We start from the raw sequence: 19,823 nt of genomic DNA, 5'->3' as shown, positions 1-19,823 counted from the left end.
ATCCAGCCGGAGGCACCTGGCCGGAAAGGACCCTCTATACTGCGTTCTGAATCCGTTTCTGCCCCGCCCATTCCAGCGCCTGCTGTCGCCCTCCGTTTGAAGGATGCTTTCTCAACATGTTGCAAGCCGATGATCCCCCTTCGCGTCTTCCCGAGGTTCTGGGGACATCGCGCGGACTGTTGCTCCGACGCCGGCCGCTGCGGGCCTTCCTTTTGCGCCCGCTGTGGTTGCCCCTGCTGCTGCTGCTGCTGGTCACGTTTACCGTGGCGTGGTCGGTCATCCGCAATGCCCAGTTCGCCGACCTCGTCCAGCAGTCGCAGGAAAACCTGACGCTCGCGGAGAACGTCCTGACCGACGTCATCGACCTGGAAACCGGTCAGCGCGGGTTTGTCATCACGCTCGACCCGCAGTTCCTGGAACCGTACACGAGGGCGCAGGCCCGGCTCCCCCAACATCTGCTGGACCTCAGGCGTGCGCTGCGGACGGGACCGGGTGTGGGCAGGGAAAGGCAGGTCCAGCGCGTCGACCGCGTCGAGCAGCTCATCAAAGAATGGGAGCGAAGCGGTGGTGGCCTGGCGTTGCGGCTGGCCCGCACGGACTATCCCGCCGCTGTGCAGCATGTGAAAAGCGGGTAGGGTAAGCGTCTAGTCGACGCCATCCGGGGAAACGTCGCTGCTCTCCAGGAGGATGAACTCGCCCAGCAGCGCCAGCTCGCACGGGCAAGTTCATCCGCGCTACAGACCGCGCTCGTCGTCACGGTGCTGGGGGTTCTGCTGGCCGTGCTGGTGCTGTATCTGGTGTCGGCGCGAACCGCATCGAGCGTTGCCCGGCTGCTGCGCAACCTTTCCGGAACCACTGCCGGCATCGCTCACGGCGAGATCGAAGAGCCGCTGCCCCCGCACGCGATCACGGAGGTCGCGGTCCTCGCCGCCAACCTCGACACGATGGCCCGTGCCCTGATAAGCCGCGAACGCGAACGGGACGCTTCGTTGGCGGACCTGAGCGACAGCGAGGCACGGCACCGGGCCCTGATCGCCGGCGTGCCGGACATCCTGCTCACCGTGAATGCCGGGGGCGAGATCCGGTCTTTCAAGCCGCCAGTCGAGGCCGGGAACCAGGCGTGAGTGGACGCCATGGTCGGTCACCGCATCCCGGACGTCCTGCCGCCCCACGTGGCGGGTCTGTTGATGGAAGGGGTGGGCAGCAGCCTGCGCACGGGGAAGCCGCAGTCCACCGAGTTCACGATGGACATGTCCGCCGCGACACCCGCCACCCCGGCTGCGCTCGACTTCGAGGCCCGCATGGTTCCCATCTCTGGTCAGGAGGTTCTGGTCATCGCGCGGGACATCACCGAACTCAAACGCGTCGAGCGCCTGAAAAACGAGTTCGTCTCTACTGTCAGCCATGAGCTGCGCACCCCCCTGACGTCTATCCGGGGCGCATTGAGCCTGATTGCGAGCGGCGCGCTAGGAGAATTGCAGCCGCGCGGCACGAAACTGGTGCAGATCGGACTGAACAACAGCGAGCGACTGGTGCGGCTGATCAACGACCTGTTGGATATGGAGAAGATTGAATCTGGCCAACTGGAGTTCCAGATGCGGCCGTTGGAGATTCCCGCCCTGGTCCAGCGGGCCGCCGAGGACAACCGCGCCTACGCCCAGGAGTTCGGCGTGGTGCTGGAGGCCCGCGTTTCACCAGCGTCTGTCGTGGTGTCCGGGGACGAGGACCGGTTGCTGCAGGTTCTGACCAACCTGATCTCCAACGCCGTGAAGTTCTCCCCCAGGGACAGCGCCGTGACCATCTCGACCGATGTGACCGACGACCGGGTGCAGGTGGCCGTGCGCGACTGCGGTCCCGGCATTCCGCTGGAGTTCCGCCACCGCATCTTCGGGCGCTTCGCACAGGCCGATTCTTCTCTCACCCGCGAGAAGGGGGGGACGGGCCTGGGGCTCAGCATCAGCAAGGCCATTGTGGAGCGGCACATGGGCCGCCTGTCCTTCGAGGACCATCCGGGGGGTGGCACAGTCTTCACCGTCGAGCTGCCACTGGCCGAGCCCGTGCGGGAGCCAATCCCCGCCAACGGCTCGCGCCCTCTGAATGGCCACGTCCTGGTGTGCGACGACGACCGCGACATCGCGTCTTTGCTGCAAATGATCCTCCGTCAGGCGGGCTTCGGCTCGGATGTTGCGCATACTGCAGGGGAGGCCGAGGACAGGCTGGCCAGGCAGCCGTACGACGCGCTGGTGCTGGACCTGCTACTGCCCGACCGGGACGGGGTGAGATTGATCCAGCAGCTGCGGCTCAAGCCAGAGACAGCCGGCCTGCCTGTGATCGTGGTGTCTGCCGTTGCCGACGATCGTCGGGGCCAGATCAACGGGGATGCCGTTTCAGTCGTAGCCTGGATCAACAAACCGCTGGATACGGGCCGGCTGCTGGCCGCAGTGGGGGTGGTCACGCAGTACAAGATGGACCGTCTTCCCCGTATTCTGCACGTCGAGGATGACGCCGACCTGCGTCAGGTGGTGCAGGAGGTCTTACGCAACGCGGCGAGCGTCGAAGCTGCGCAGAACCTCAAGCTGGCGCGGGAGGCCCTCCGCGGCGAGGCATTCGACCTGGTGCTGCTCGATCCTGGCCTGCCGGACGGCAACGGTCTGGACCTGCTGCCCGAGTTGCGGGAGGCTTACCCGTCGTTGCCGATTCTGGTGTTCTCGGCGGGGGAGCTCGACCGGATGAGCGCCGAACAGGTGACGGTGGCGCTAGTGAAGTCCCGCACTTCAAACGAGCAGTTGGTGGAAACCATCCGCGCCCTGATTCGCCCATTGAGCACTGGAGCCTCCCATGATTGAAGAACTACGACGCGTCTTGCTGGTTGAGGATGACCCGGATATCCAGGCCGTCGCGCTGATCGCGCTGGAGGATATCGGCGGCCTGCAGGTGCAGGCCTGTGACAGCGGTTCGGAGGCGCTGGAACGGTTCGCGGCCTTCAACCCGGACCTCGTGCTGCTAGACGTGATGATGCCGGGTATGTCCGGCCCCGAGACACTCGCGGCGCTGCGTGCCCTGCCCGGCGGGTACAGGGTGCCGGTGGTGTTCATGACCGCCAAAGTGCAGAAGGGAGAGGTCCAGAAGTACCTGGAACTGGGCGCGGCTGGCGTGATTCCCAAACCCTTCGAGCCGATGACCCTCGCCGATGACTTGCGAGGCCTGGTGCAGATCCACCACTCAGAACGGGAAGCGGAAGATGAGCGGGTCTTCCGGGCGGAAGTGGCGAAGCTCAGCGCCAGCTTCTTACAGGAGTTCCCCGCGCTCATGACAGGGTTGTGGGCCACCTGGGCAGCCGTGCAGCGCGGTGAGGGAGACGCGACTGAGCTGTCCCGGCAGGGTCACCGCCTGGTCGGCACCGCCGGCACGCTGGGGCACGCAGGCGTGGCGCAGATCGCTGCGGCGCTGGAGCGCGACCGCGCCCTGACTGGTGAAGAACCGCTGGACGGCGAGGCCAGGCGGCGGGTGGAGGGACTGCTCGTTCAGCTCGCTGCCCAGGGTGGGTTGAGCGGCTGAAGTCACAGTGCTGGTGCAGGCTCTGGGTCCGGGGCAGGACATGGGGTTGCGCGTTGCCCGTTCGATGGAGACGACCTGAACGTGGTCCGCGCTGTGGAGCACGGGAAGTTCTCCGGATAGCCGTATTGGTGACGGCCAAGCCGGACTAAGCCGTGTTGCCGACGTCCCCAGCTTTATCCATCCCCTGCGCCAGTATTGATGCTCATCTCCTGCACGTCCTGTTGGCTGCGGGGCATCGGTGGAGTACCGGGATACTCCCTAAGTCGCCGCCCGACGGCGCTGAGGAGAAAACGTTAGCAGCAGGGATTTCAGTCATAGCGCACCACCCCTGATTACTCTTCAAAATTCAGCATCATGGTCGCTAGGTGCGGCAACACGCTGGAAGGCCCCGCCTCCTACAATGATCACTGCAACGCAGGCGTGGCCGGGCTGGCGGATCGACTGCCATGATGGCCGATCACGGCGGCGAGTAGCAGGAGCAGCAGCGCGGGCCAGACCAGGTGGTGAACCCCCAGGTGCGGCAGCAGCCCGCTGCCCAGCCACGACCCCACGCTGATTCCCAGATACAGGATGCTGGCGTTGAGGGCCAGCATCAGACCGCGCTCTGCGGGATGCAGGTTGATCAGGCGAGCTTGCTGCGGAGCCTGGAACATGTTCGCGCAGGCCGACCACAGGAAGAACACCGCCAGGCCCAGCCAGGGGACGGTCGGCGCGATCAGCAGACTTGCTACCAGCGCGGCGGAGGCGAGCAAGGTGAACAGCAGCGTGTTGTGGCTGCCGAACCGGGTGACCGCCCGGCTTGAAAGCGCATTGCCGACGATCCCGCCGAGGCCGAAACCCAGCAGTGTAACTGAGATCCACCCTGCCGAGCTGCCAAAGCGGCCGCCCAGGTAACTACCCGCGACGGCGTAGACGCTGAAGAGCGCTGCCATCTGCAGCAGGGTGACCAGCAGGGTTGAGCGGACCCCCCGGATGCTCAGCCCCTGGCGGTAGGTGTTGAGGGTGACCCGCTGACCCGAGACCACTGGCGGCAGATGGCGCGTGATCAGCAGCGCGCCCAGCAGCCCGACCCCGGCGAGCGCCAGAAAGACCCCACGCCAGCCGATGGTGGGTGCCAGAACGGACGCGAGCGGCGCTCCCAGCACCGAGGCCACCGTGAAGCCACCGAACACTGTCGCCAGCGCCTGACCTTGACGCTCAGGCCGCACCAGCAAGCTGCCGGTGGCGGAGGCGACTGGACCGACCATCGCGCCTCCCACCGCCGTGACGGCCCGGGCCACCATCAGCAGCGCGAAGCTTCCCGCTCCAGCACTCAGCAACAGGCCAACACTCAAAATCCCCAGTCCGGTGATGAGCAGGCGGCGCCGCGACCAGTGGCCGAACACACTCTGGACCAGCAACGCCGCCAGGGCGTAGATCACGGCAAAGGCGGCGACCAGCAGTGCCGTCTGACTGGCCATGATGTGGAGTTCGGCGCTGATCGCGCGGCCCAAACCCACCACGGACAGCGAGGCCAGACCCACGCTGAAAAATGCGAAGGCCAGGGCGAGCAGCGGCCGCTGCTGGCGGTCGTCCGGTGATTTTGTGACTGATCGTTGCATAATTGGATTAAATACGCACCGTAACGAATTGTCAAGTGCTAGACTGAGCCCATGACCGCGCCGCCCCGCACCGCTGGACGCCCACGCAACGCCGAGCATTCTGCCCTGGCCCGGCAGGCGGCCCTTGACCTGCTCAGGGAACACGGCTATGCCTCCATCAACATGGAAGCGGTCGCCGAGCGCACTGGCATTGCCAAGCAAACGCTGTACCGGCGCTGGAAACACAAGCGCGCCCTGATCCTGGATGCCTTCGCCGAACAGGCCGATCACCTGCCCCCACTGCCCACCACCGCAGATCCTGAGGAAGAACTTCGCGCCTTTACCCGCGCCACCTGCCGCGCCCTCACCGGCCAGTGCGGCGCCACCAACCGTGCGTTGATGGCCGAGGCCCTTCAGTCGCCGGAATTTCTGGTCGAACTGCGCGAGCGCCACCTGGTCAAACGCCGCCGCCAGCTGCGCCGCATTCTGGAACGTCAACAGCCTGAACTCGGCGACCAGCAGCTGGAGACGCTAGTCGATCTGATTCTCGGTCCGATGTGGTATCGGCTGCTGGTCCAGAATGCTCCCCTCGACGACGACTTTGCCGACCTGCTGGCGCGAACGTCTCTGGAGGCCGCGGCCGCGTCTGGATGACCTGCACAAGCGCGCCTGTGCTGCTCGGGTAGGCGTGTCTTTCCCACCGCTTTCCCTGCACGGCCGGAATGAACGAGACCCGGGGCCACCGAGCGTGGCCGCCACCCGTAAATCATCCGGACCTGATGCGTCCACAACCGGGTCCACCACGGTGGGTCAGTGTCACGAGGGTCACCGCTGGGAATCACCTGGCCACTAGCGACCAGGACGGGCGGTCAGCATGTGTCTTGTTCGCCTGCGGGGAAGAGGCCACCTACGGGCTTCCAGACAGCCTTCCGGCGGTTCAGAGGGACTGTCACGCCCGCCGCGAGCTCAGGCACGTTGGATTAGCGTCTCTAGGGCTCGTCTGGGGCGGCGCACACTCGGGCATTCCATCAGGAGGTCAGCGAGGTGAGGACCCAGGGATTCCGACGTAACCCGATCCTGTCCGCAGGGCGACGAGCACGCGCCCCATCAGGGAGTGTGATCTACCTGACGGGCCGTCACGCCAGGCCACGTCCCCGCCCCCAGCCGTAGAGCTCAGAGCTCCGTCAGCTGGGGCGACGATCGCCGTGACAGAGGAGCTCTACTTGACCCGCGCGGCGCAGCGGTGCGACCTGAGCCAGCCTTCACTCAGGCGGCTGGCCGTGACACCTCACCAGCCTACCGAGCTTAATTGCCAGAATCCTCACCGCCCACCACCCTACTCGCCTTGACTTGCCCGAACCGTCCTTCAAGACAGACCACGACAAGCCCCCTCGCCTTTGTGTGCGAGAGGGCTTGGGAAGCGATGAGCGGCCCCCGCTTCTACTTCGGGAACTTCTGCTTGACGTTGTACACGCGCACGTAGTCGAAGCGCGCGGTAAAGCCGGCGCCGCCCATCGACACAAGGCCGACGCGGGGATTGCTGCCGAGCTGGTGCGTCCAGGTACTACCGCGCGTCCACGTCGTGCCGTCGCGGCTGGTGGAGGCCGTGTAAAGTTCTTCGCCGTTGTCGGTCGTCTTCGCAATGCGCAACCAGATCGCGTTGGGCGCGGCAGCGCTGAGAACTGTGTTGCCGTACCTTGGGAAGCCCGGGGGCACTGGGGCTTGCTCCTTGCCAAACTCAATCTGACGCGTTTCCCAGATGCTCGCCTGCGTGAGTTTTACGAAGTTGTCGTCGTCACCGTACATAACCAGGCCTGCCTGGCTGAAGTTAAAGCAGCAGCCCGAATCCGGAAGGTTGATGCTGAGCTTGACTTCAACGAGGTAGTCTCCTTGCGGGACAGGACGGGTAAGTACGGAGGCATTATTGCTGTCCTCGAACAGGTCAGCCGCCTGCGTGTCGAAGCGCAGCGCACCGCCTTCGAGGCTTGCGGCAGCAGGCGCCGGCGGACGCACCCACGTCCAGGCCTTGTCCAGAACCGTGCCGTTGAACTCGTCGCTGTAGGCAGTGAGCAGCTTGCTAGGTTCAGCCACTTTCTCTTTTGCCACGCGGTAGGTGCTGCGTTGGCCCGGTTGTGATGCCGGGGCAGGCATGACTTCGTCGGACGCGCCCAGACCGCCGCGCACGGTAGGCCAGCCGCCCTCCCAATCAACCGGGTCAAGCAGCGCGGGCCGCTTGTTCAGACCGCCGGGCTCGGCGAGGTACGGGTCACGGCGGTCAATGGCGTGATACACCGTCCAGTCTTGCCCCGCCGCATCCGTGAAGACCGCGTTGTGCCCAAGTCCGACCCAGCGGTTGCCGTTCATGGTCAGCACGGGCGTTCCGCCTACATACGTGGCGTTCAAGTCCACGCCGTCGCGATCGAGAAATGGTCCCTCGGGCGTCAGCGAGCGGCCCACAAACACGCTGTAGCCTGCCAGCGGGCCACGGCAGCAGTCCGTGGCGGACACGAACAGGTAGTACCAACCATCTTTCACGAAGATGTTGCTGCCCTCGTAGCGGTTGGCAGAGGCGACTTCTTTCTGGGTGGCCGGGTCGGAGCGGAGACCGTCCGCAGACAGTTGGCGCACAGAGATACCGCCGAAGTAGGAGCCGTAATAGATCCAGTTTTGCCCGGAGGAGTCTTGAATGACGTCCGCGTCAAAAGTCCAGCGGCGACTGTCTGCGCAACATGGCGCAGGGTGCGGCTCTACAGCAGGGCCGCCGCTGTCCACCCACGGCCCGGTCGGCGACTCGCTTGTGGCTACGCCGATCGCGCTGCCGCCCGCCACGGTGTCGCTTGCCGTGTAGTACAGGTGGTACTTCCCGTTGAGGTACACAACTTCCGGTGCCCACAGGCCCGCGTCCGGACGGACCCATGCCGGGCGCTGCGTGAAGGCGTCGCCGACATACGTCCAATTGACGAGGTCCGTAGACTTCGCCATCGTGATGAGGCGGAAGTTGAAGTTGCCATTCGCGTCGCGATCCTTGGCGTTCAGAGGATCGGTCGTGCAGTACAGGTACCAATGACGGTCACCCGGTTGTTGACCGCGCACGATATCAGGGTCAGCACAGGTTTCCACCTTGCCGAGCGGCCCGGCATTGATCGTCAGAGCGTTATGGTACGTGCCCGGACGGGAATCACGGGCCTTTTGAGCTTCTATTGACGTGCCCGCGAGGTCTGGGGTGGGCAACTCCTGTTGGCAGCCCACCAGGGCAATGAGCAGGATCGCGAACGCGCCTGCGGGCGCCCGTGATCGACGAGACGGGGAGACGGGGTCAACCATGTCTTCCTCCTGAAAGCCAGAGTCGGAGCAAACACATGAGCCACTGCAGAGTGAGTCGCGTGCTCCGAAGAGGGGTGAAGAGCCGCTTTGTTTTGCTGTGCCCATCAACTGTAAAAGTCAGGATGCAGTGCACTGTGGTGACCAACTTAAAGAGATTTTCATAAATTGAATATGATTGGAGATCTCTTCAAGTTTAAAAACTGGGAACACAACGAGGTGAAGCCGTCTATTTCAACCTGAGAACTTCTGACAACTGAAGCGAGGTTGGCTGCTGAGTTGTGACGGACCAGAGGCCACCAAGGACACGCCTGACCACCGGGCCTCGTCACTGATCGTGGCTGCAAGCACAAGTTGGGAGGCTCACTGAAAAGCTGGCCAGCTGGGCCACAGACACACGCTCAATCCAGACTCAGCGACAACAACGGGCTTAGGCCTTCTGATCCTGCATATTTAGCGCTCGACCCTTCGCGGCCACATCTGGACGGCCGGAGTCCAGCTCAGCCATTCCACTGTTGTTCGACAGGCTGGCAGGTGGCCTCCCGCTGTCTGGTCAGCATTGGACCGAAACACGCGCGGTGCGAGCAAGGTTGACGCTGACTTGGGCCAGTCACACAGTATCCAGCTTGAACTCGGCGGCATGGAATCTTCGTTCACCCATGATGGGGCCCCTATCCTGGGGGCTTATCTCCAACTCCACCAAACCAGTTCACCCTCAGGCGACAGAGAGGTCTTCAGGAAGCTCCCTGAGTCAGTCACGGATGAGAACTGGGGCTAAAGGTACTGAATGGGTACTTGAGAGTACACCTATTCGGTCCTAGATTGAATCCATTAACACGAAAAGGAGGTGAGCTCTATAGAGCGTCCAGCTCTAACTCCGCTGCATCCTCAGACGCGGCGTCATATAGAAAATGGCAAGCGTCTGCGCGCTGCGGCCATCCATGAGTTCGCGCGACATGGACTCCATGGCGCGAAGGTCAGCAATATTGTGGCGGCAGCCCAGTTAGCACAACCCTCGTTCTACCGCACCTGGCCTAGCAAGGAAGCGGCCTACGCGGAACTTGTGACGGCCACTATCCAGTCGTGGCAAGTTGCCACCCGCCTGTTGCTGGATGGACCGGATGAGTGGGCGTTTGAAGAGCGCTTTACGCGGGGTCTCGATCAACTGTTCCGACTCATTACCCATGACTTTGACCTCACCCGCCTAGTCCTGAATGCCACCAAAGACGACCCAGACTGGCTTCGGCCATTTCTCCAGGCCTATGAGGAATTATTTCAGAGGGCGCAACACGAGGGCTGGGTGACCACTCGGCTGCCGGCCGAGACCCTGGCCCAAGCCGTATTCGCTTTGTTGGACCGCTTCTTCCAGACGAGGTTGTACCTCGGGAATGCCTCCATCGAAGACACCATCCATGAATTGACTCAGTTGATTTTTCCCATGCTCAAAGATTCAGGAGGCACCTCATGAATAAGCGATTGTCGACTCTCGTTCTGCTCGGTCTGGCGTCCACCGCCCTGGCCAAGCCTCCGGCTTTCACCAAGGCCCAAGCCGATGCCGGTGCCAAGGTCTACAAGGCCCAATGCGCGGCCTGCCACGGCGCCAAGCTCAGTGACGGCGGCGCACCCAAGCTGGCGGGCCCCGAATTCCTGAAGAAGTGGGACAGCAACACCCTGGATGACTTCCACTTCATTATGTCGACCACCATGCCCATGACCAAACCAGGTGCGCTCAAGGAATCCGAGTACCTGAGCGTTCTGGCCTACATCCTGCAAGAAAACGGCTTCAAGCCGGGCAAGGACGGACTGGCCCTCAAGAACCTGAAAGCCTACACCTTCAAAAAATAACGTTGACAAAGGAGAACTATGAACAGCAAAACAAAAGGTTTCTGGCTGGCCACTTGCCTTGGCTTGTTGATGAGTTCGGCCTCGGCCGTCACCGGCCCTACCCAGGAACAACTGAACAATGCGGACGCGGCAACCGATTCCTGGCTGATGTACAACAAAGGCTATAAGGCCCAGCGCTATTCCAGCCTTGATCAGATCAACGCCGACAACGTCGCGCAGATGAAGCGCACCTGCACCTTCGAGACCGGTGATGATGGCGGGTTCCAAGTCACGCCTCAGATGTATAACGGCGTTCTGTTCTTTACCCAAGCCAACCGGACCTTTGCAGTGGACGCCCGAACCTGTAAAGCCCTATGGGTTCACAAGTACAAGATGGACACCTCCTCCGTGCTGATGACCAACCGGGGCGTGGCCATTGCCGATGGCGTCATCTACCGCGGCACCCCGAATGCCCACCTGATCGCCTTAGATGCCGGCACCGGCAAACAGCTCTGGGACACCAAAGTCGCCGACTCTACCCTTGGCTACTTCCTGAGCGCCGCACCCATCTACTACAACGGCAAAATCTTGATCGGGGAAGCGGGCGCCGACTGGGGGGTCAAGGCCCACATGTACGCCTTTGACGCCAAAACCGGCAAGAAGGCCTGGACCTTTGACCTGATCCCCACGGGTTCCCAGAAAGGCGCCGAGACCTGGCAGCGCGCCGCATCGACGGCCACCGGGGGCGGCAGCACCTGGTCAAGTTACACCCTCGACGCCGACACCGGCGAGGTGTACATCTCGGTAGGCAACCCTGCCCCGGACTTTGCCGCACAGTACCGTCCTGGTGACAACCTCTACACCAACACCGTGACCGTGCTGAACGCGGACACCGGCGAATACAGCCACCATTACCAGCAGATTCCCAACGACGACAAGGACTACGACACCTCCGCAGCACCGGTCCTCTACGAGGTTGATGGAGTGAAACGCATGGCGGTGGCCACCAAGGCCGGCTGGCTCTTCAGTTACGACGAAGCGGCCCAGAAGCAGATCTTCAAGCAGGCCATGATCAAGGTCACCAACCAGGAAAAACCCACCACTCGCGAAGGCCTGGATATTTGCCCGAACTACAGTGCCGGTTCCCAGTGGTCCGGACCCTCCTACGATCCCGTCAGCAAGACTTTGTACGTCAACTCGGTGGACTGGTGCGGCAATGTCAAACTTGGAGAAGTGCGCCTGATTAAAGGGCAGCTGTTCTTCGGTGGCGCCATGCAACTGGATCCGGCCAACAAGGCCATCGGTAAGACTGCCGCATTTGACGCGGCCACCGGCAAGCCGAAGTGGAGCTACGAGCTACCGTCGATCCGGATTGTCGGTGGCGTGACGTCCACCGCGGGCAATCTGGTGCTCGCCGGCTCGATGGACGGAACGTTCTACGCGCTGGATTCCCGTACCGGCAAGGTCGTGTTCAAGGACAACGTCGATAAAGCCCCTGTGGGCGGCGGCGTCTCGACCTATGAAATTGGTGGGAAGCAATACATGGCGATTGCTGCCGGCAACACGTCCAAGGGCACGGCTGGCGTCAAAAACGTGGGATCGCGGATCGCGATCTACACGCTTCCCTGATATGCGGCGCATCGCTCTCTCTGTTGCGGCGCTGACCCTGGGCGGTCTGGCCTCGGCCACGTTGCCCTCGCTGACCCCAGCACAGATTCAGGAAGCCAAGCGCGAAGGCGAAGCCATGAGCACGCGTGAAGGTGGCTATATCGTCGGCAAGTATCTGGTGAAGACCTACAACGACGACCTGATTCTCAAGCCCAACTCGCCCGAGGTAGACGGCGTGGTGCTGAGTACGCCGTATGAACGGCTGCGGTATGAAGCCTATCTGGCGCATCTCGAAAACAAGCTGTTGACCGATGCACAGGCCTCCACATTGGCGAAATCGTATGCTGGAAAACTCGTCGTCAGGCTCTACTCGCATAGTCCGTACGCGGTCGATGACGAACTGGAGCAGTGGCAACAGGCGTATCTCACTGACAAGATCGCACTCACGCCGCAACGGGAAAAAAGCTACCTGGATTTTTACAAAGCGGCCACGCTGACAGTAGCCGGGAAGACCTATACCGCGCAGCCCGTGGTCGACGGCCCCTACCGCGACAATTTTGTTCTGCCGAGTGGAGAATCGGATTTCCGCAATCTCGGTGTTGTGTTCTACACCTTTAACATTCCCTCTCTCCCGTCTACCGGTACGGCGACACTGGCGTTCACGGACAGCCGAGGGAAGGCTTACCGCATTCAAAGCAATCTGAACGATCTGCGCTGATTTCTAGCAGCACACATCAGAGCCATGGGTGGGGCATCAAGGCCTCACCCATGGCTTTTCTGCCCTGATACGCCCACCGCCGACAGGGCATGAGGAACGACCATGAAGCTGACCACGTATCCCTATAGCAACCTCTTCTCTGTGCGGCAGATTGAAATTCTTCGGAGAGTGGCGCAAGGCTTTTCCAATCAGGAAATTGGCCTTCAGCTGTACTTGTCCGAGAAGACCGTCCGGAACCAACTCTGTACTATTTATGCAACGCTCGGGGTCGGTAACCGTGTTCATGCCACCCGGTGGGCGCTGCGCGCCGGCCTCGTCGACTTGGAGCCCGGCGTAAATGAATTGGATGTCTTGAAAGTTCATACCGCGGAACAAGGTAACCATCAAGGAGCCGTCAGGTCCGTCATCTGAAGCGGCCAGCTGGGGAGGACTGCCCTTCAGCGAACCTGGCGAACGCAAGGCCGCTCCTGCCGCGGCGCTGCCCTGGCCTTCAGTTCGCGGTGGGGTTCGTCTCCGGTGTGGGGGTCTCGGGGGGCACGACCTGGAAGCCCAGTCGCTTGTAGAGCCGGACGGCGGGGGTGTTGGCGGTGGTGACCACCAGCTGCAGGCAGTCTTCGCCAGCGGCGGACAGGCCCGCGATGACCGCCTCCATAGCGCCGAGCGCAATCCCCTGCCCTTTGAATGCCGCGGCGGTCATGGTGAACGCCACGAACGGGAAGGCTTCCGGGCCCCAGCGGGTCAGCAACACGGCGCCCACCACGCGTCCGTTCAGCACGGCGACGCGTGAGGCGCCCAGCAGGGGGGTGCCGTACTCGCCCTGCATAAGGCGCTGCAGTTCCGCCCTGGCGTCCTCGAGCGTGGCGTCCTCTTCAAAATCCACGGTGCCCCGGTAGGCATCGAGCATCAGGGCCGCGAGTGCAGGCACGTCCTGCGGCTCAACGGCTCGTAGGCTGTCGGGTGCCGCAGGTACACCGGGTGAAGGGTTCAAGGTCAGGCGCATCAATTGGCGGGTCTGGGTCATATGGCCTCCGTCCCAGTCGGTGAACCGGGGTGCGTGAGAGAAGCGGGGCGCTGAAGGCGTGTGGGGGGCGTCCGAGCCTGGGTGATCGCTGAGACCGTGTGGGGCGGTGCGGGAATGGGCACTGACCAACAGGCGCCGATCAAGACGCTGTGGGTGGTCAGCGTCTCGAAGGGCGCCTCGTATCTGGCTGCTCCGGCACTCCCCCATGCCACCGCTGCCAGCCCCGCCTCACCCGTCTTCGATCCTGCCAAACCCACCGTCGCCGTGGTGGTGGGCCATGACCTGACCGAGGTGGCTGACGTGCTCGCCCCGTACGCCGTCTTTCAGGCTGCCGGCGCCTTCAACGTGGTGCCGCACTCCACCTTTGCTCAGCTCGGCGCGCAGCTCAGGAGGGGCCCAGATGTGATTGTGGTGCCGCATGTGCCCTACATCGAGGCCAATGAGGCCCTGCGGCTATGGCTCAAGCGGCATGGCCAGGAACAGAGCCTGGTCCTGGGTATCTGTGCGGGCGCTGCGATCGTGGCGGCCGCAGGCCTGTTGGATGGTTGGCCGGCCACGACCCACTGGGGCGATAGCGCCCGAATCAAGCGATCCTCTCCAGCTGTGCGGTGGGAGCGTGGCGAGCGCTAAACACCTGGCAGGACACCGTGTGGCAAAGGGACCGCGCGTTTCGGGCGTTCAAGGATTGACCTGAGCAATGGCGTCCTCAATCGCCTGCTTGAGGGTGAGAGCCACTTGATGTCCGGTATTCGTGTACACCTCGGTAAAAGCGTGTCCCATGAATGCACCGCCCTGCTGCATCGGCGGCACAGATGTGTCGTTCGTCGCCAGCACCGGAAACACGAGGCCCAGGGCTGCGATCACCAGGTCCGAGCGCGTGGTGATGTAGCGGGACCCCAGCGGAACATGATCGTTCGGCACCGCCACCCCCACCATGCGGAAGCGTTCCAGCGGCACCTGTCGCCGTTGCAATTCCCGGATCACCACCTCTGCGTACAGGTTGCCCTGACTGTGGGCCACCAGCACGACGGGAAGCCCCTGGCGGAGCAGGGTCTCGATATTGTCGGTCAGTGGAGCGATGCGCGCATCTGTATAGGTGGATGCCTGTGTGGCCGTGCGAATTTTGACCGTCGTCTTGACCAGCCGGTCGAGGTAAGTCCGCGCGTAGTCTTCGACGGCTCCTGTCACTTCCTGCTGAGAGGGCACAGCCGCCTGTGGCTGCAGCAGCGACGTGGGATTGGACAGCGCGGCCAGTAGTCCGCCGGGAGACGTGGGAACCTTGACCGCCTGCGAGAGTTTGGAGGTCAGAAAGTCGCGTATCGCCTGCTCCACCCCATCAGGAGCGCCGTAGTCGCGGCCGAACTCGGACGCTCCCCCTAGACGCTCGCCCAGCTTCTGCCGGAACACCTCCAGGAAGTCTGCCAACCCGTCGGTGGGGTTGTAGTTCAAACCGTAGATCAGCCGCTGCCCCCGGTAGCTGTTGCCCAGCAGCTTCTGAAGCTGCCAGACGCTGCTGAGCGCCCGTTCTTCCGGCGTCAAGATTCCATTCTGAAACAGAATGATCGTGCAGTCGCGCTGGCAATGATCCAGCGTTCCACTCTCACTGGAAGCGCCCGCCAAGGGGATCAGACCGCTCTGGGCACTTACCCGGCCCTGAAATGCCGCATAGGCATTCAGACGCGGCGTGGTGTTCAGCGTGCGGGACCGGACTTCAGCAGCCAAAGAGATCCAGCGCGCCTCTCCCCGTGCCTGGAGTCCGACCAGGGCCTGCACGCCGAGCCAGAGTTCATTCGGCCTCTCGTTTGCCACGGTGGCCCTCTGGAGGCTGCGCGCATAGTCACGCAGGGCGTCGGCACGGGAGCGCTGTTCGGCTGCCGGGTAGGTGGCCGAGATGAACACGTCAAGATCGTCGCGTATTCCATTGCTATCGGTGTCCGGCCCAGACAGGCTGTCCGGGAGGGTCTGTCCGGAAGTTGCCCAGGCACCGCCCGGAAGAGCCAACCAGAGAGACAGGAATGCGGTGAGAGCACAGCGTGCGAGGTGGGTGGAGGAACGCGGGGGCAGGGCAGACAGTGGGTGCATCTTCTGAGACTCCTGGAATGGGGGAGAGGAGCCGCGTCCCAGCTTTTCCGGCGGTGGGCGCAGCGTGGAGGCAGCTTGCCAGGGCCTCAGTGACACGGGCGTGACATGGCGAGTTCCCTGCAATCTCAGGCTGGTCTTGAGTCTGGAGCAGGCGGTGGCATGCCCGCAGGCGGGCGCGTTTCTGATTTCGCCCGTTCGGGAGGCGAGCGTAGGAGCGAGCGGCTCGGGCCCAGGGCGTTTCCTTCTACTCCCTCGGGGCGGGCGCTCCCGCCAGCATTTCGCCGGCCAGGAGCGCGTACGTGAGCGCCCAGGCATTCCGCACCTCGGGTGTGAAGGCGGGTCCTAGCCGCGCCTCCAGGGTCTCCATCAGCACCTCGCCTACGGTGGCGTACTGCTCGGGCCGCACCCCGTACTCGGCGTGGCGAACGCCCAGCCGCCTGACCGATGCCCGCAGCGCGCCGAACCGGGAGAGGTCCCCGGCGAACACGTCAAGGGTGGCGATGAACTTCTGGCCCTGGGCGTGCAGGCCGTTGCGAAACAGGGCCCGCACGTCCGGGTCGGCGGCGAAGAGCCGGTTGTAAAAGTCCCGCGCGGCCTCGTCCGGGTCGAGGAGGAGCCGGGCGAGCGATGCCCTCACGAGCGCCTCCTGCGCCTCGGTGAGGAAAGGGGTGGGGGTCACGCGGGGGCCCCGTTCTCTAGGACCGCCACCTCGGGCACACCCCAATAGGCCAGGAAGGCGGGGCGACGTTCGGGGGGCAGGGTCGCTGCCAGGCTGCGCGCGAGGCCGGAACCGCCCGGGTCGTCAGGGTTCAGCAGGTGCAGCCGGAGCCGTTCCAAGGGGGGCGGGGTGCCGAGGTTCAGCGCCGCCTGAACCTCAACCAGGGGGGTGGCCACGTCCTCCCCCAGGACCCGCGCCACTTCGACCCGCAGCGCGAGGACAAGTGGGCGCAGGCTCCCCTCCGTGATTTTGTCCAGCGTTCGGGCTGCCTCTCCTGCCTGACCGAGCGCGAGCAGGACCTCGGCATGGAGGGCGTGCCACTCCTGCGCGCCCTCCGGTGAGGAGCCCGGCGCCGGGGCACCGTCCAGCTCGCGCAATGCTTCCCCTGGGTCCCCAGCGGCCAGCAGCACCCGGGCATTCTCGATGCGGCCCGTCAGCGCATCCCCCTCGTGTTCGCCCGCCCCGATCAGCTGGGTGAGGTCAGCGGCCGCCACCCGCGCCCCCGCGATGTCGCCGAGGCTCACCAGTAACCGGACGAGCTTGACGCGGCGGATGAGTTGCTGGGTGCGCTGGCCGAGCGCGTCCGCCGAGCGGCAGGCGGCTTCATACGCGCCGAGCGCCGAACCCAGCCGCCCGCGGAGCAGTTGTACGTCACCCAGGCGGTGCTGGAAGTCCGCCTCCACCTTGGGATCTGCCGAGTCGTGCACAAGGTCGAGGCCCTCCTGCAGGGCGGCCACAGCGGGGTCAAGCTGCCCGGCCCGCACCAGCACCTGGATGAGGTTGATCAGGAAGGCCTTGTGCAGCCGCAGATCGTGAATGCAGCGCGCCTCGCGCAGCCCGGCCTCCAGATCCCGGACGGCCCCGGAGAGGTCGCCTCGTCGGAACGCCAGGCGGGCCGCGCTGTTGAGCACGAGCGCGACGGCCTGGCGGTCCTGGGCGGCCCGGGCCAGGGCGAGGGTCTCCTCAATCAGGGTCTGCGCCTCGTCCATACGCCCGGCGTCGAGCAGGCCGGGCAACAGGGAGCCCAGGATGGCCCGGCGGCGCAAGTTGCTGAGGGGCGAGACCTCCAGTGCCTCGCGCAGGTGCGCCTCCGCCGCCGCGGGCCGCCGCAGATTTGCCTCGGCCGTTCCGGCGAGGTGCAGGGCGTGGGCCCGCAGCTCGGGGGAGACCTGTGGCAGTGGGAACGCCCCTGCCATCAGCCGGGCCATCTCCTCGTGCCGCCCCAGATCTTCCAGGTACGCTGCACGCTGGATCAGGGCGGTGAGCTGCGCCTCCGCGGTGCCCAGCCGCGCGCCCAGAGCCGCCAACGCGTCGATCTCCCGCCCCCGCTCCTCACGATCGTCCAGATGGACGCAGAGCTCGACCCGTTGGAGCTGCCACGCGAAGGCGTCTTCGGGCACCGGGGAGGCGGCCAGGGCATGACCCAGGTGGTCGAATGCCTGGCGGTAGGCGTACACGGCGCGGGCCGCTTCCGCCGCCTGGACATGCCTGCGGGCCGCCTCATGGGGCCGCCCCGCCCCCTCCAGGTGTTCGGCGATGAGTGCTGGGGAGCCTGACCGCGCCTCCAGCACATCCGCGAGGCGGCGGTGCAGCAGCCGCGCCCTTTCCGAGGACATTGCCGCCCGCACCGAGCGTCGCACGAGGTCGTGGGTGAAGGCGTACCCCGTCCCACGGGCCTCCAGCAGGCTGCGGCGCGTCAGCCCTTCCAGCGTCTCCAACGCTTCCCACTCAGAGGCCGCTGCAACCGCCGCCAGATCCTCCAGGAAGAAGGGTTCCGCGCTCACGCTCGCCGCATCAAGGAAGCGCCGCCCGAGCGGTCCGAACGCCTCGACCCGGCGCAGCACCGCCTCCTGCACTCCGGGGGGGATGGGCAGCTCGGCATAGTCAAGCGTCTGGTCGTCGTAGGGGGTGCTCCACGCGCCGCCCTCGATCCGCAGGACGCCCGTGGCGTGCAGATACCGCAGCGTCTCCATCAGGAACAGGGGATTGCCTGAGGTTGCCCGGTGCAGCCGAGCCGGGAACAGGGCGGCCTCCGGATTTCCGGACAGCGCCCCCACGAGGCGGCCAACCTCGGCCTCGCTCAGGCCGTCGAGCGGGAGCATGTGGAGCAGGCCGTCCCGTCTCAACCCGTCGAGCGCCGCGCGGCAGGTGGGGGAGTGTTCGAGGTCGGGCGTGCGGGCGGTGGCGAGAAGCCGCGGAGGCCGGTTTGACGTCTGGGTTCGCCGTGCGAGCCCCGCAAGCACTTCCAGCGTGCTTGCGTCCGCCCACTGGAGGTCGTCGAAAACGAGGGCGCCGTCTGGCCCGGCCGCCTCGAGCAGGGCGCGCGTCAGGCCTTCGAGGAAGCGCGCCCGATTCTCATCGGGCAGCGGCGTCCCTGTCCCCAGCTCGGGCACGAGGCGGGCGGCCTCAGCGCACCACGGCTCCTGCAGCGCCCGCAGCCGTTCGGCGGCGCGAACGTCCTCCAGGGCAACGCGCAACGCCCCGGCAACCGGGGCGAGGGGCGTGTCGCGGGTGACCTCCAGGGCGCGGCAGACCACTGGCACGCCGAACGACGCCGCGAAGGCGAGCGCGAGCCGGGTCTTGCCGACGCCGCCCTCGCCCTCCAGCAGGGCCAAGCCCGCCGTCACCCCCTCCAGCGCAACCCAGGTGTCCTCGCGCCCCACGAGCGGCGGGCGTAGCGCAATGGGCTCCGAGGTGGATGCCAGGTTTTCTGCCCCCACTCTCACTGGCCCGGCAAGTGCGGCCTCGACCGTCTCGGGCAGCGGCTCCAGGCCGAGCTCCCGGGCAAGCAAGTCGCGGAAGCGCTCGAAGCGGTCGAGGGCCTGTCTCCGCTCGCCCAGCGCGTGGTGCAGCCGGATCGCCTCCCGCTGGTGGGTCTCCTGCAACTCGTCCTCGGCGAGCAGGTCGAGGTGCGTGTCTAGGGCTCCGCGCAGGTTCCCTGCCCTCTCGTGGGCGGCGGCGCGTGCGTTCATTGCGCGGCGCCACGCCTGGGTCAGGCGGTCACGCTGGGATTGCCGCCATTCCTCGAACCCCTCCGCCCCGTCGAGATCAACGCCATCGAGGAATGGCCCCCCGTACAGCGCCAGAGCCGCCTCGTAATCGCCTGCCGCCTCGTGCGCCAGGAAGTCGACTGCGTCCACCCGCACCTCCGGTGTGAGGCTGACCGCCTCGGGGGTGGCGACCACATAGGGCGACAGGGCCGAGCGGCCCAGGCGGTACAGTTCCTGCCGCAGATTGTGCCGTGCACCGTCCGGCGGCAGGTCGAACCACAGCAGGCCTGCAAGACGCTCACGCGGGGTGAGACCTGCGAGGGCAACGTAGGCGAGCAGGGCGAGCGACTTGCGCGCGGGGGGGCGCACCACCTGTCCCGAGACGACCAGCAACGGAGTTCCG

General features: G+C 64.8%; 17 protein-coding genes. 11 read left to right on the top strand and 6 right to left on the bottom strand.

Annotation, left to right across the window (positions count from 1 at the left end; genetic code table 11):
• Positions 1 to 116 precede the first annotated feature (116 nt).
• The 4 genes from HNQ08_RS21140 to HNQ08_RS21125 all read left to right on the top strand — a co-directional run bounded on the left by HNQ08_RS21140 (position 117) and on the right by HNQ08_RS21125 (position 3,558).
• The gene (locus HNQ08_RS21140; protein ID WP_184136594.1) at positions 117 to 635 is read left to right on the top strand and encodes a CHASE3 domain-containing protein; all 519 of its coding nucleotides are present in this window, start codon (positions 117 to 119) and stop codon (positions 633 to 635) included.
• A gap of 123 nt (positions 636 to 758) precedes the next feature.
• Positions 759 to 1,124 carry a HAMP domain-containing protein gene (locus HNQ08_RS21135; protein WP_184136592.1) on the top strand — a complete coding sequence of 122 codons (366 nt, stop codon included), beginning with the start codon at positions 759 to 761 and terminating at the stop codon, positions 1,122 to 1,124.
• A 9-nt stretch (positions 1,125 to 1,133) separates the two neighbouring features.
• Entirely contained in the window at positions 1,134 to 2,846 is a 1,713-nt protein-coding gene (locus tag HNQ08_RS21130) for an ATP-binding protein (protein ID WP_184136589.1), read from the top strand.
• Positions 2,839 to 3,558 carry a response regulator gene (locus HNQ08_RS21125; RefSeq protein ID WP_184136587.1) on the top strand — a complete coding sequence of 240 codons (720 nt, stop codon included), beginning with the start codon at positions 2,839 to 2,841 and terminating at the stop codon, positions 3,556 to 3,558. Before HNQ08_RS21130 ends, HNQ08_RS21125 begins: the two co-directional genes overlap by 8 nt.
• Before the next feature lie 404 nt (positions 3,559 to 3,962).
• On the opposite strand, the gene HNQ08_RS21120 is transcribed toward HNQ08_RS21125, so the two are convergent.
• Positions 3,963 to 5,159 carry an MFS transporter gene (locus tag HNQ08_RS21120; RefSeq protein ID WP_184136586.1) on the bottom strand — a complete coding sequence of 399 codons (1,197 nt, stop codon included), beginning with the start codon at positions 5,157 to 5,159 and terminating at the stop codon, positions 3,963 to 3,965.
• Positions 5,160 to 5,210: 51 nt separating this feature from the next.
• Between HNQ08_RS21120 and HNQ08_RS21115 the strand changes: the two genes are divergently transcribed.
• Positions 5,211 to 5,792 carry a TetR/AcrR family transcriptional regulator gene (locus HNQ08_RS21115; protein ID WP_184136584.1) on the top strand — a complete coding sequence of 194 codons (582 nt, stop codon included), beginning with the start codon at positions 5,211 to 5,213 and terminating at the stop codon, positions 5,790 to 5,792.
• A gap of 786 nt (positions 5,793 to 6,578) precedes the next feature.
• Here HNQ08_RS21115 and HNQ08_RS21110 read toward each other — a convergent pair.
• Entirely contained in the window at positions 6,579 to 8,462 is a 1,884-nt protein-coding gene (locus HNQ08_RS21110; RefSeq protein ID WP_184136582.1) for a glycoside hydrolase family 43 protein, read from the bottom strand.
• Between the two features lie 844 nt (positions 8,463 to 9,306).
• Between HNQ08_RS21110 and HNQ08_RS21105 the strand changes: the two genes are divergently transcribed.
• The 5 genes from HNQ08_RS21105 (at position 9,307) to HNQ08_RS21085 (ending at position 13,020) form a co-directional block, all read left to right on the top strand.
• Complete coding sequence (locus HNQ08_RS21105; protein ID WP_184136580.1) at positions 9,307 to 9,927, top strand: TetR family transcriptional regulator; 621 nt, start codon at positions 9,307 to 9,309, stop codon at positions 9,925 to 9,927.
• Positions 9,924 to 10,304 (top strand): c-type cytochrome, encoded by a 381-nt coding sequence (locus HNQ08_RS21100; RefSeq protein ID WP_184136578.1) that lies wholly within the window; start codon positions 9,924 to 9,926, stop codon positions 10,302 to 10,304. Before HNQ08_RS21105 ends, HNQ08_RS21100 begins: the two co-directional genes overlap by 4 nt.
• Before the next feature lie 18 nt (positions 10,305 to 10,322).
• On the top strand, positions 10,323 to 11,912 hold the full coding sequence (locus HNQ08_RS21095) for a pyrroloquinoline quinone-dependent dehydrogenase (RefSeq protein WP_184136576.1): 1,590 nt from the start codon (positions 10,323 to 10,325) through the stop codon (positions 11,910 to 11,912).
• Position 11,913: 1 nt separating this feature from the next.
• Complete coding sequence (locus tag HNQ08_RS21090) at positions 11,914 to 12,609, top strand: hypothetical protein (protein WP_184136574.1); 696 nt, start codon at positions 11,914 to 11,916, stop codon at positions 12,607 to 12,609.
• A 102-nt stretch (positions 12,610 to 12,711) separates the two neighbouring features.
• Positions 12,712 to 13,020 (top strand): helix-turn-helix domain-containing protein, encoded by a 309-nt coding sequence (locus HNQ08_RS21085; protein WP_184136572.1) that lies wholly within the window; start codon positions 12,712 to 12,714, stop codon positions 13,018 to 13,020.
• A 79-nt stretch (positions 13,021 to 13,099) separates the two neighbouring features.
• On the opposite strand, the gene HNQ08_RS21080 is transcribed toward HNQ08_RS21085, so the two are convergent.
• Positions 13,100 to 13,609 (bottom strand): GNAT family N-acetyltransferase, encoded by a 510-nt coding sequence (locus HNQ08_RS21080; protein ID WP_268240028.1) that lies wholly within the window; start codon positions 13,607 to 13,609, stop codon positions 13,100 to 13,102.
• 102 nt (positions 13,610 to 13,711) lie between these two features.
• On the opposite strand from HNQ08_RS21080, the gene HNQ08_RS21075 reads away from it, so the two are divergent.
• Positions 13,712 to 14,260 carry a helix-turn-helix domain-containing protein gene (locus tag HNQ08_RS21075; RefSeq protein ID WP_184136568.1) on the top strand — a complete coding sequence of 183 codons (549 nt, stop codon included), beginning with the start codon at positions 13,712 to 13,714 and terminating at the stop codon, positions 14,258 to 14,260.
• Positions 14,261 to 14,308: 48 nt separating this feature from the next.
• Here HNQ08_RS21075 and HNQ08_RS21070 read toward each other — a convergent pair whose 3' ends face one another.
• The 3 genes from HNQ08_RS21070 to HNQ08_RS28005 all read right to left on the bottom strand — a co-directional run bounded on the left by HNQ08_RS21070 (position 14,309) and on the right by HNQ08_RS28005 (position 19,813).
• Positions 14,309 to 15,712 carry a hypothetical protein gene (locus tag HNQ08_RS21070; RefSeq protein ID WP_184136566.1) on the bottom strand — a complete coding sequence of 468 codons (1,404 nt, stop codon included), beginning with the start codon at positions 15,710 to 15,712 and terminating at the stop codon, positions 14,309 to 14,311.
• 244 nt (positions 15,713 to 15,956) lie between these two features.
• A complete protein-coding gene (locus HNQ08_RS21065) occupies positions 15,957 to 16,349 on the bottom strand; it encodes a globin domain-containing protein (protein ID WP_184136564.1) in 393 nt (130 codons plus the stop codon).
• A gap of 38 nt (positions 16,350 to 16,387) precedes the next feature.
• Positions 16,388 to 19,813 (bottom strand): ATP-binding protein, encoded by a 3,426-nt coding sequence (locus tag HNQ08_RS28005; RefSeq protein WP_184136562.1) that lies wholly within the window; start codon positions 19,811 to 19,813, stop codon positions 16,388 to 16,390.
• Between the last annotated feature and the right edge of the window lie 10 nt (positions 19,814 to 19,823).

Source organism: Deinococcus humi (genome assembly GCF_014201875.1).
GTDB classification, from domain to species: domain Bacteria; phylum Deinococcota; class Deinococci; order Deinococcales; family Deinococcaceae; genus Deinococcus; species Deinococcus humi.
Note: the sequence above shows the minus strand (reverse complement) of the source record. Positions and strands in the feature narration are given on the sequence as shown.

What these genes read in the sequence shown, in the direction of transcription:
- HNQ08_RS21115 (WP_184136584.1), top strand. Translation starts at nt 5,211, where the DNA reads ATGACCGCGCCGCCCCGCACCGCTGGACGCCCACGCAACGCCGAGCAT.
- HNQ08_RS21100 (WP_184136578.1), top strand. Translation starts at nt 9,924, where the DNA reads ATGAATAAGCGATTGTCGACTCTCGTTCTGCTCGGTCTGGCGTCCACC.
- HNQ08_RS21070 (WP_184136566.1), bottom strand. Translation starts at nt 15,712, where the DNA reads ATGCACCCACTGTCTGCCCTGCCCCCGCGTTCCTCCACCCACCTCGCA.
- HNQ08_RS21110 (WP_184136582.1), bottom strand. Translation starts at nt 8,462, where the DNA reads ATGGTTGACCCCGTCTCCCCGTCTCGTCGATCACGGGCGCCCGCAGGC.
- HNQ08_RS21095 (WP_184136576.1), top strand. Translation starts at nt 10,323, where the DNA reads ATGAACAGCAAAACAAAAGGTTTCTGGCTGGCCACTTGCCTTGGCTTG.
- HNQ08_RS21080 (WP_268240028.1), bottom strand. Translation starts at nt 13,609, where the DNA reads ATGCGCCTGACCTTGAACCCTTCACCCGGTGTACCTGCGGCACCCGAC.
- HNQ08_RS21085 (WP_184136572.1), top strand. Translation starts at nt 12,712, where the DNA reads ATGAAGCTGACCACGTATCCCTATAGCAACCTCTTCTCTGTGCGGCAG.
- HNQ08_RS21140 (WP_184136594.1), top strand. Translation starts at nt 117, where the DNA reads ATGTTGCAAGCCGATGATCCCCCTTCGCGTCTTCCCGAGGTTCTGGGG.
- HNQ08_RS21125 (WP_184136587.1), top strand. Translation starts at nt 2,839, where the DNA reads ATGATTGAAGAACTACGACGCGTCTTGCTGGTTGAGGATGACCCGGAT.
- HNQ08_RS21130 (WP_184136589.1), top strand. Translation starts at nt 1,134, where the DNA reads ATGGTCGGTCACCGCATCCCGGACGTCCTGCCGCCCCACGTGGCGGGT.
- HNQ08_RS21090 (WP_184136574.1), top strand. Translation starts at nt 11,914, where the DNA reads ATGCGGCGCATCGCTCTCTCTGTTGCGGCGCTGACCCTGGGCGGTCTG.
- HNQ08_RS21120 (WP_184136586.1), bottom strand. Translation starts at nt 5,159, where the DNA reads ATGCAACGATCAGTCACAAAATCACCGGACGACCGCCAGCAGCGGCCG.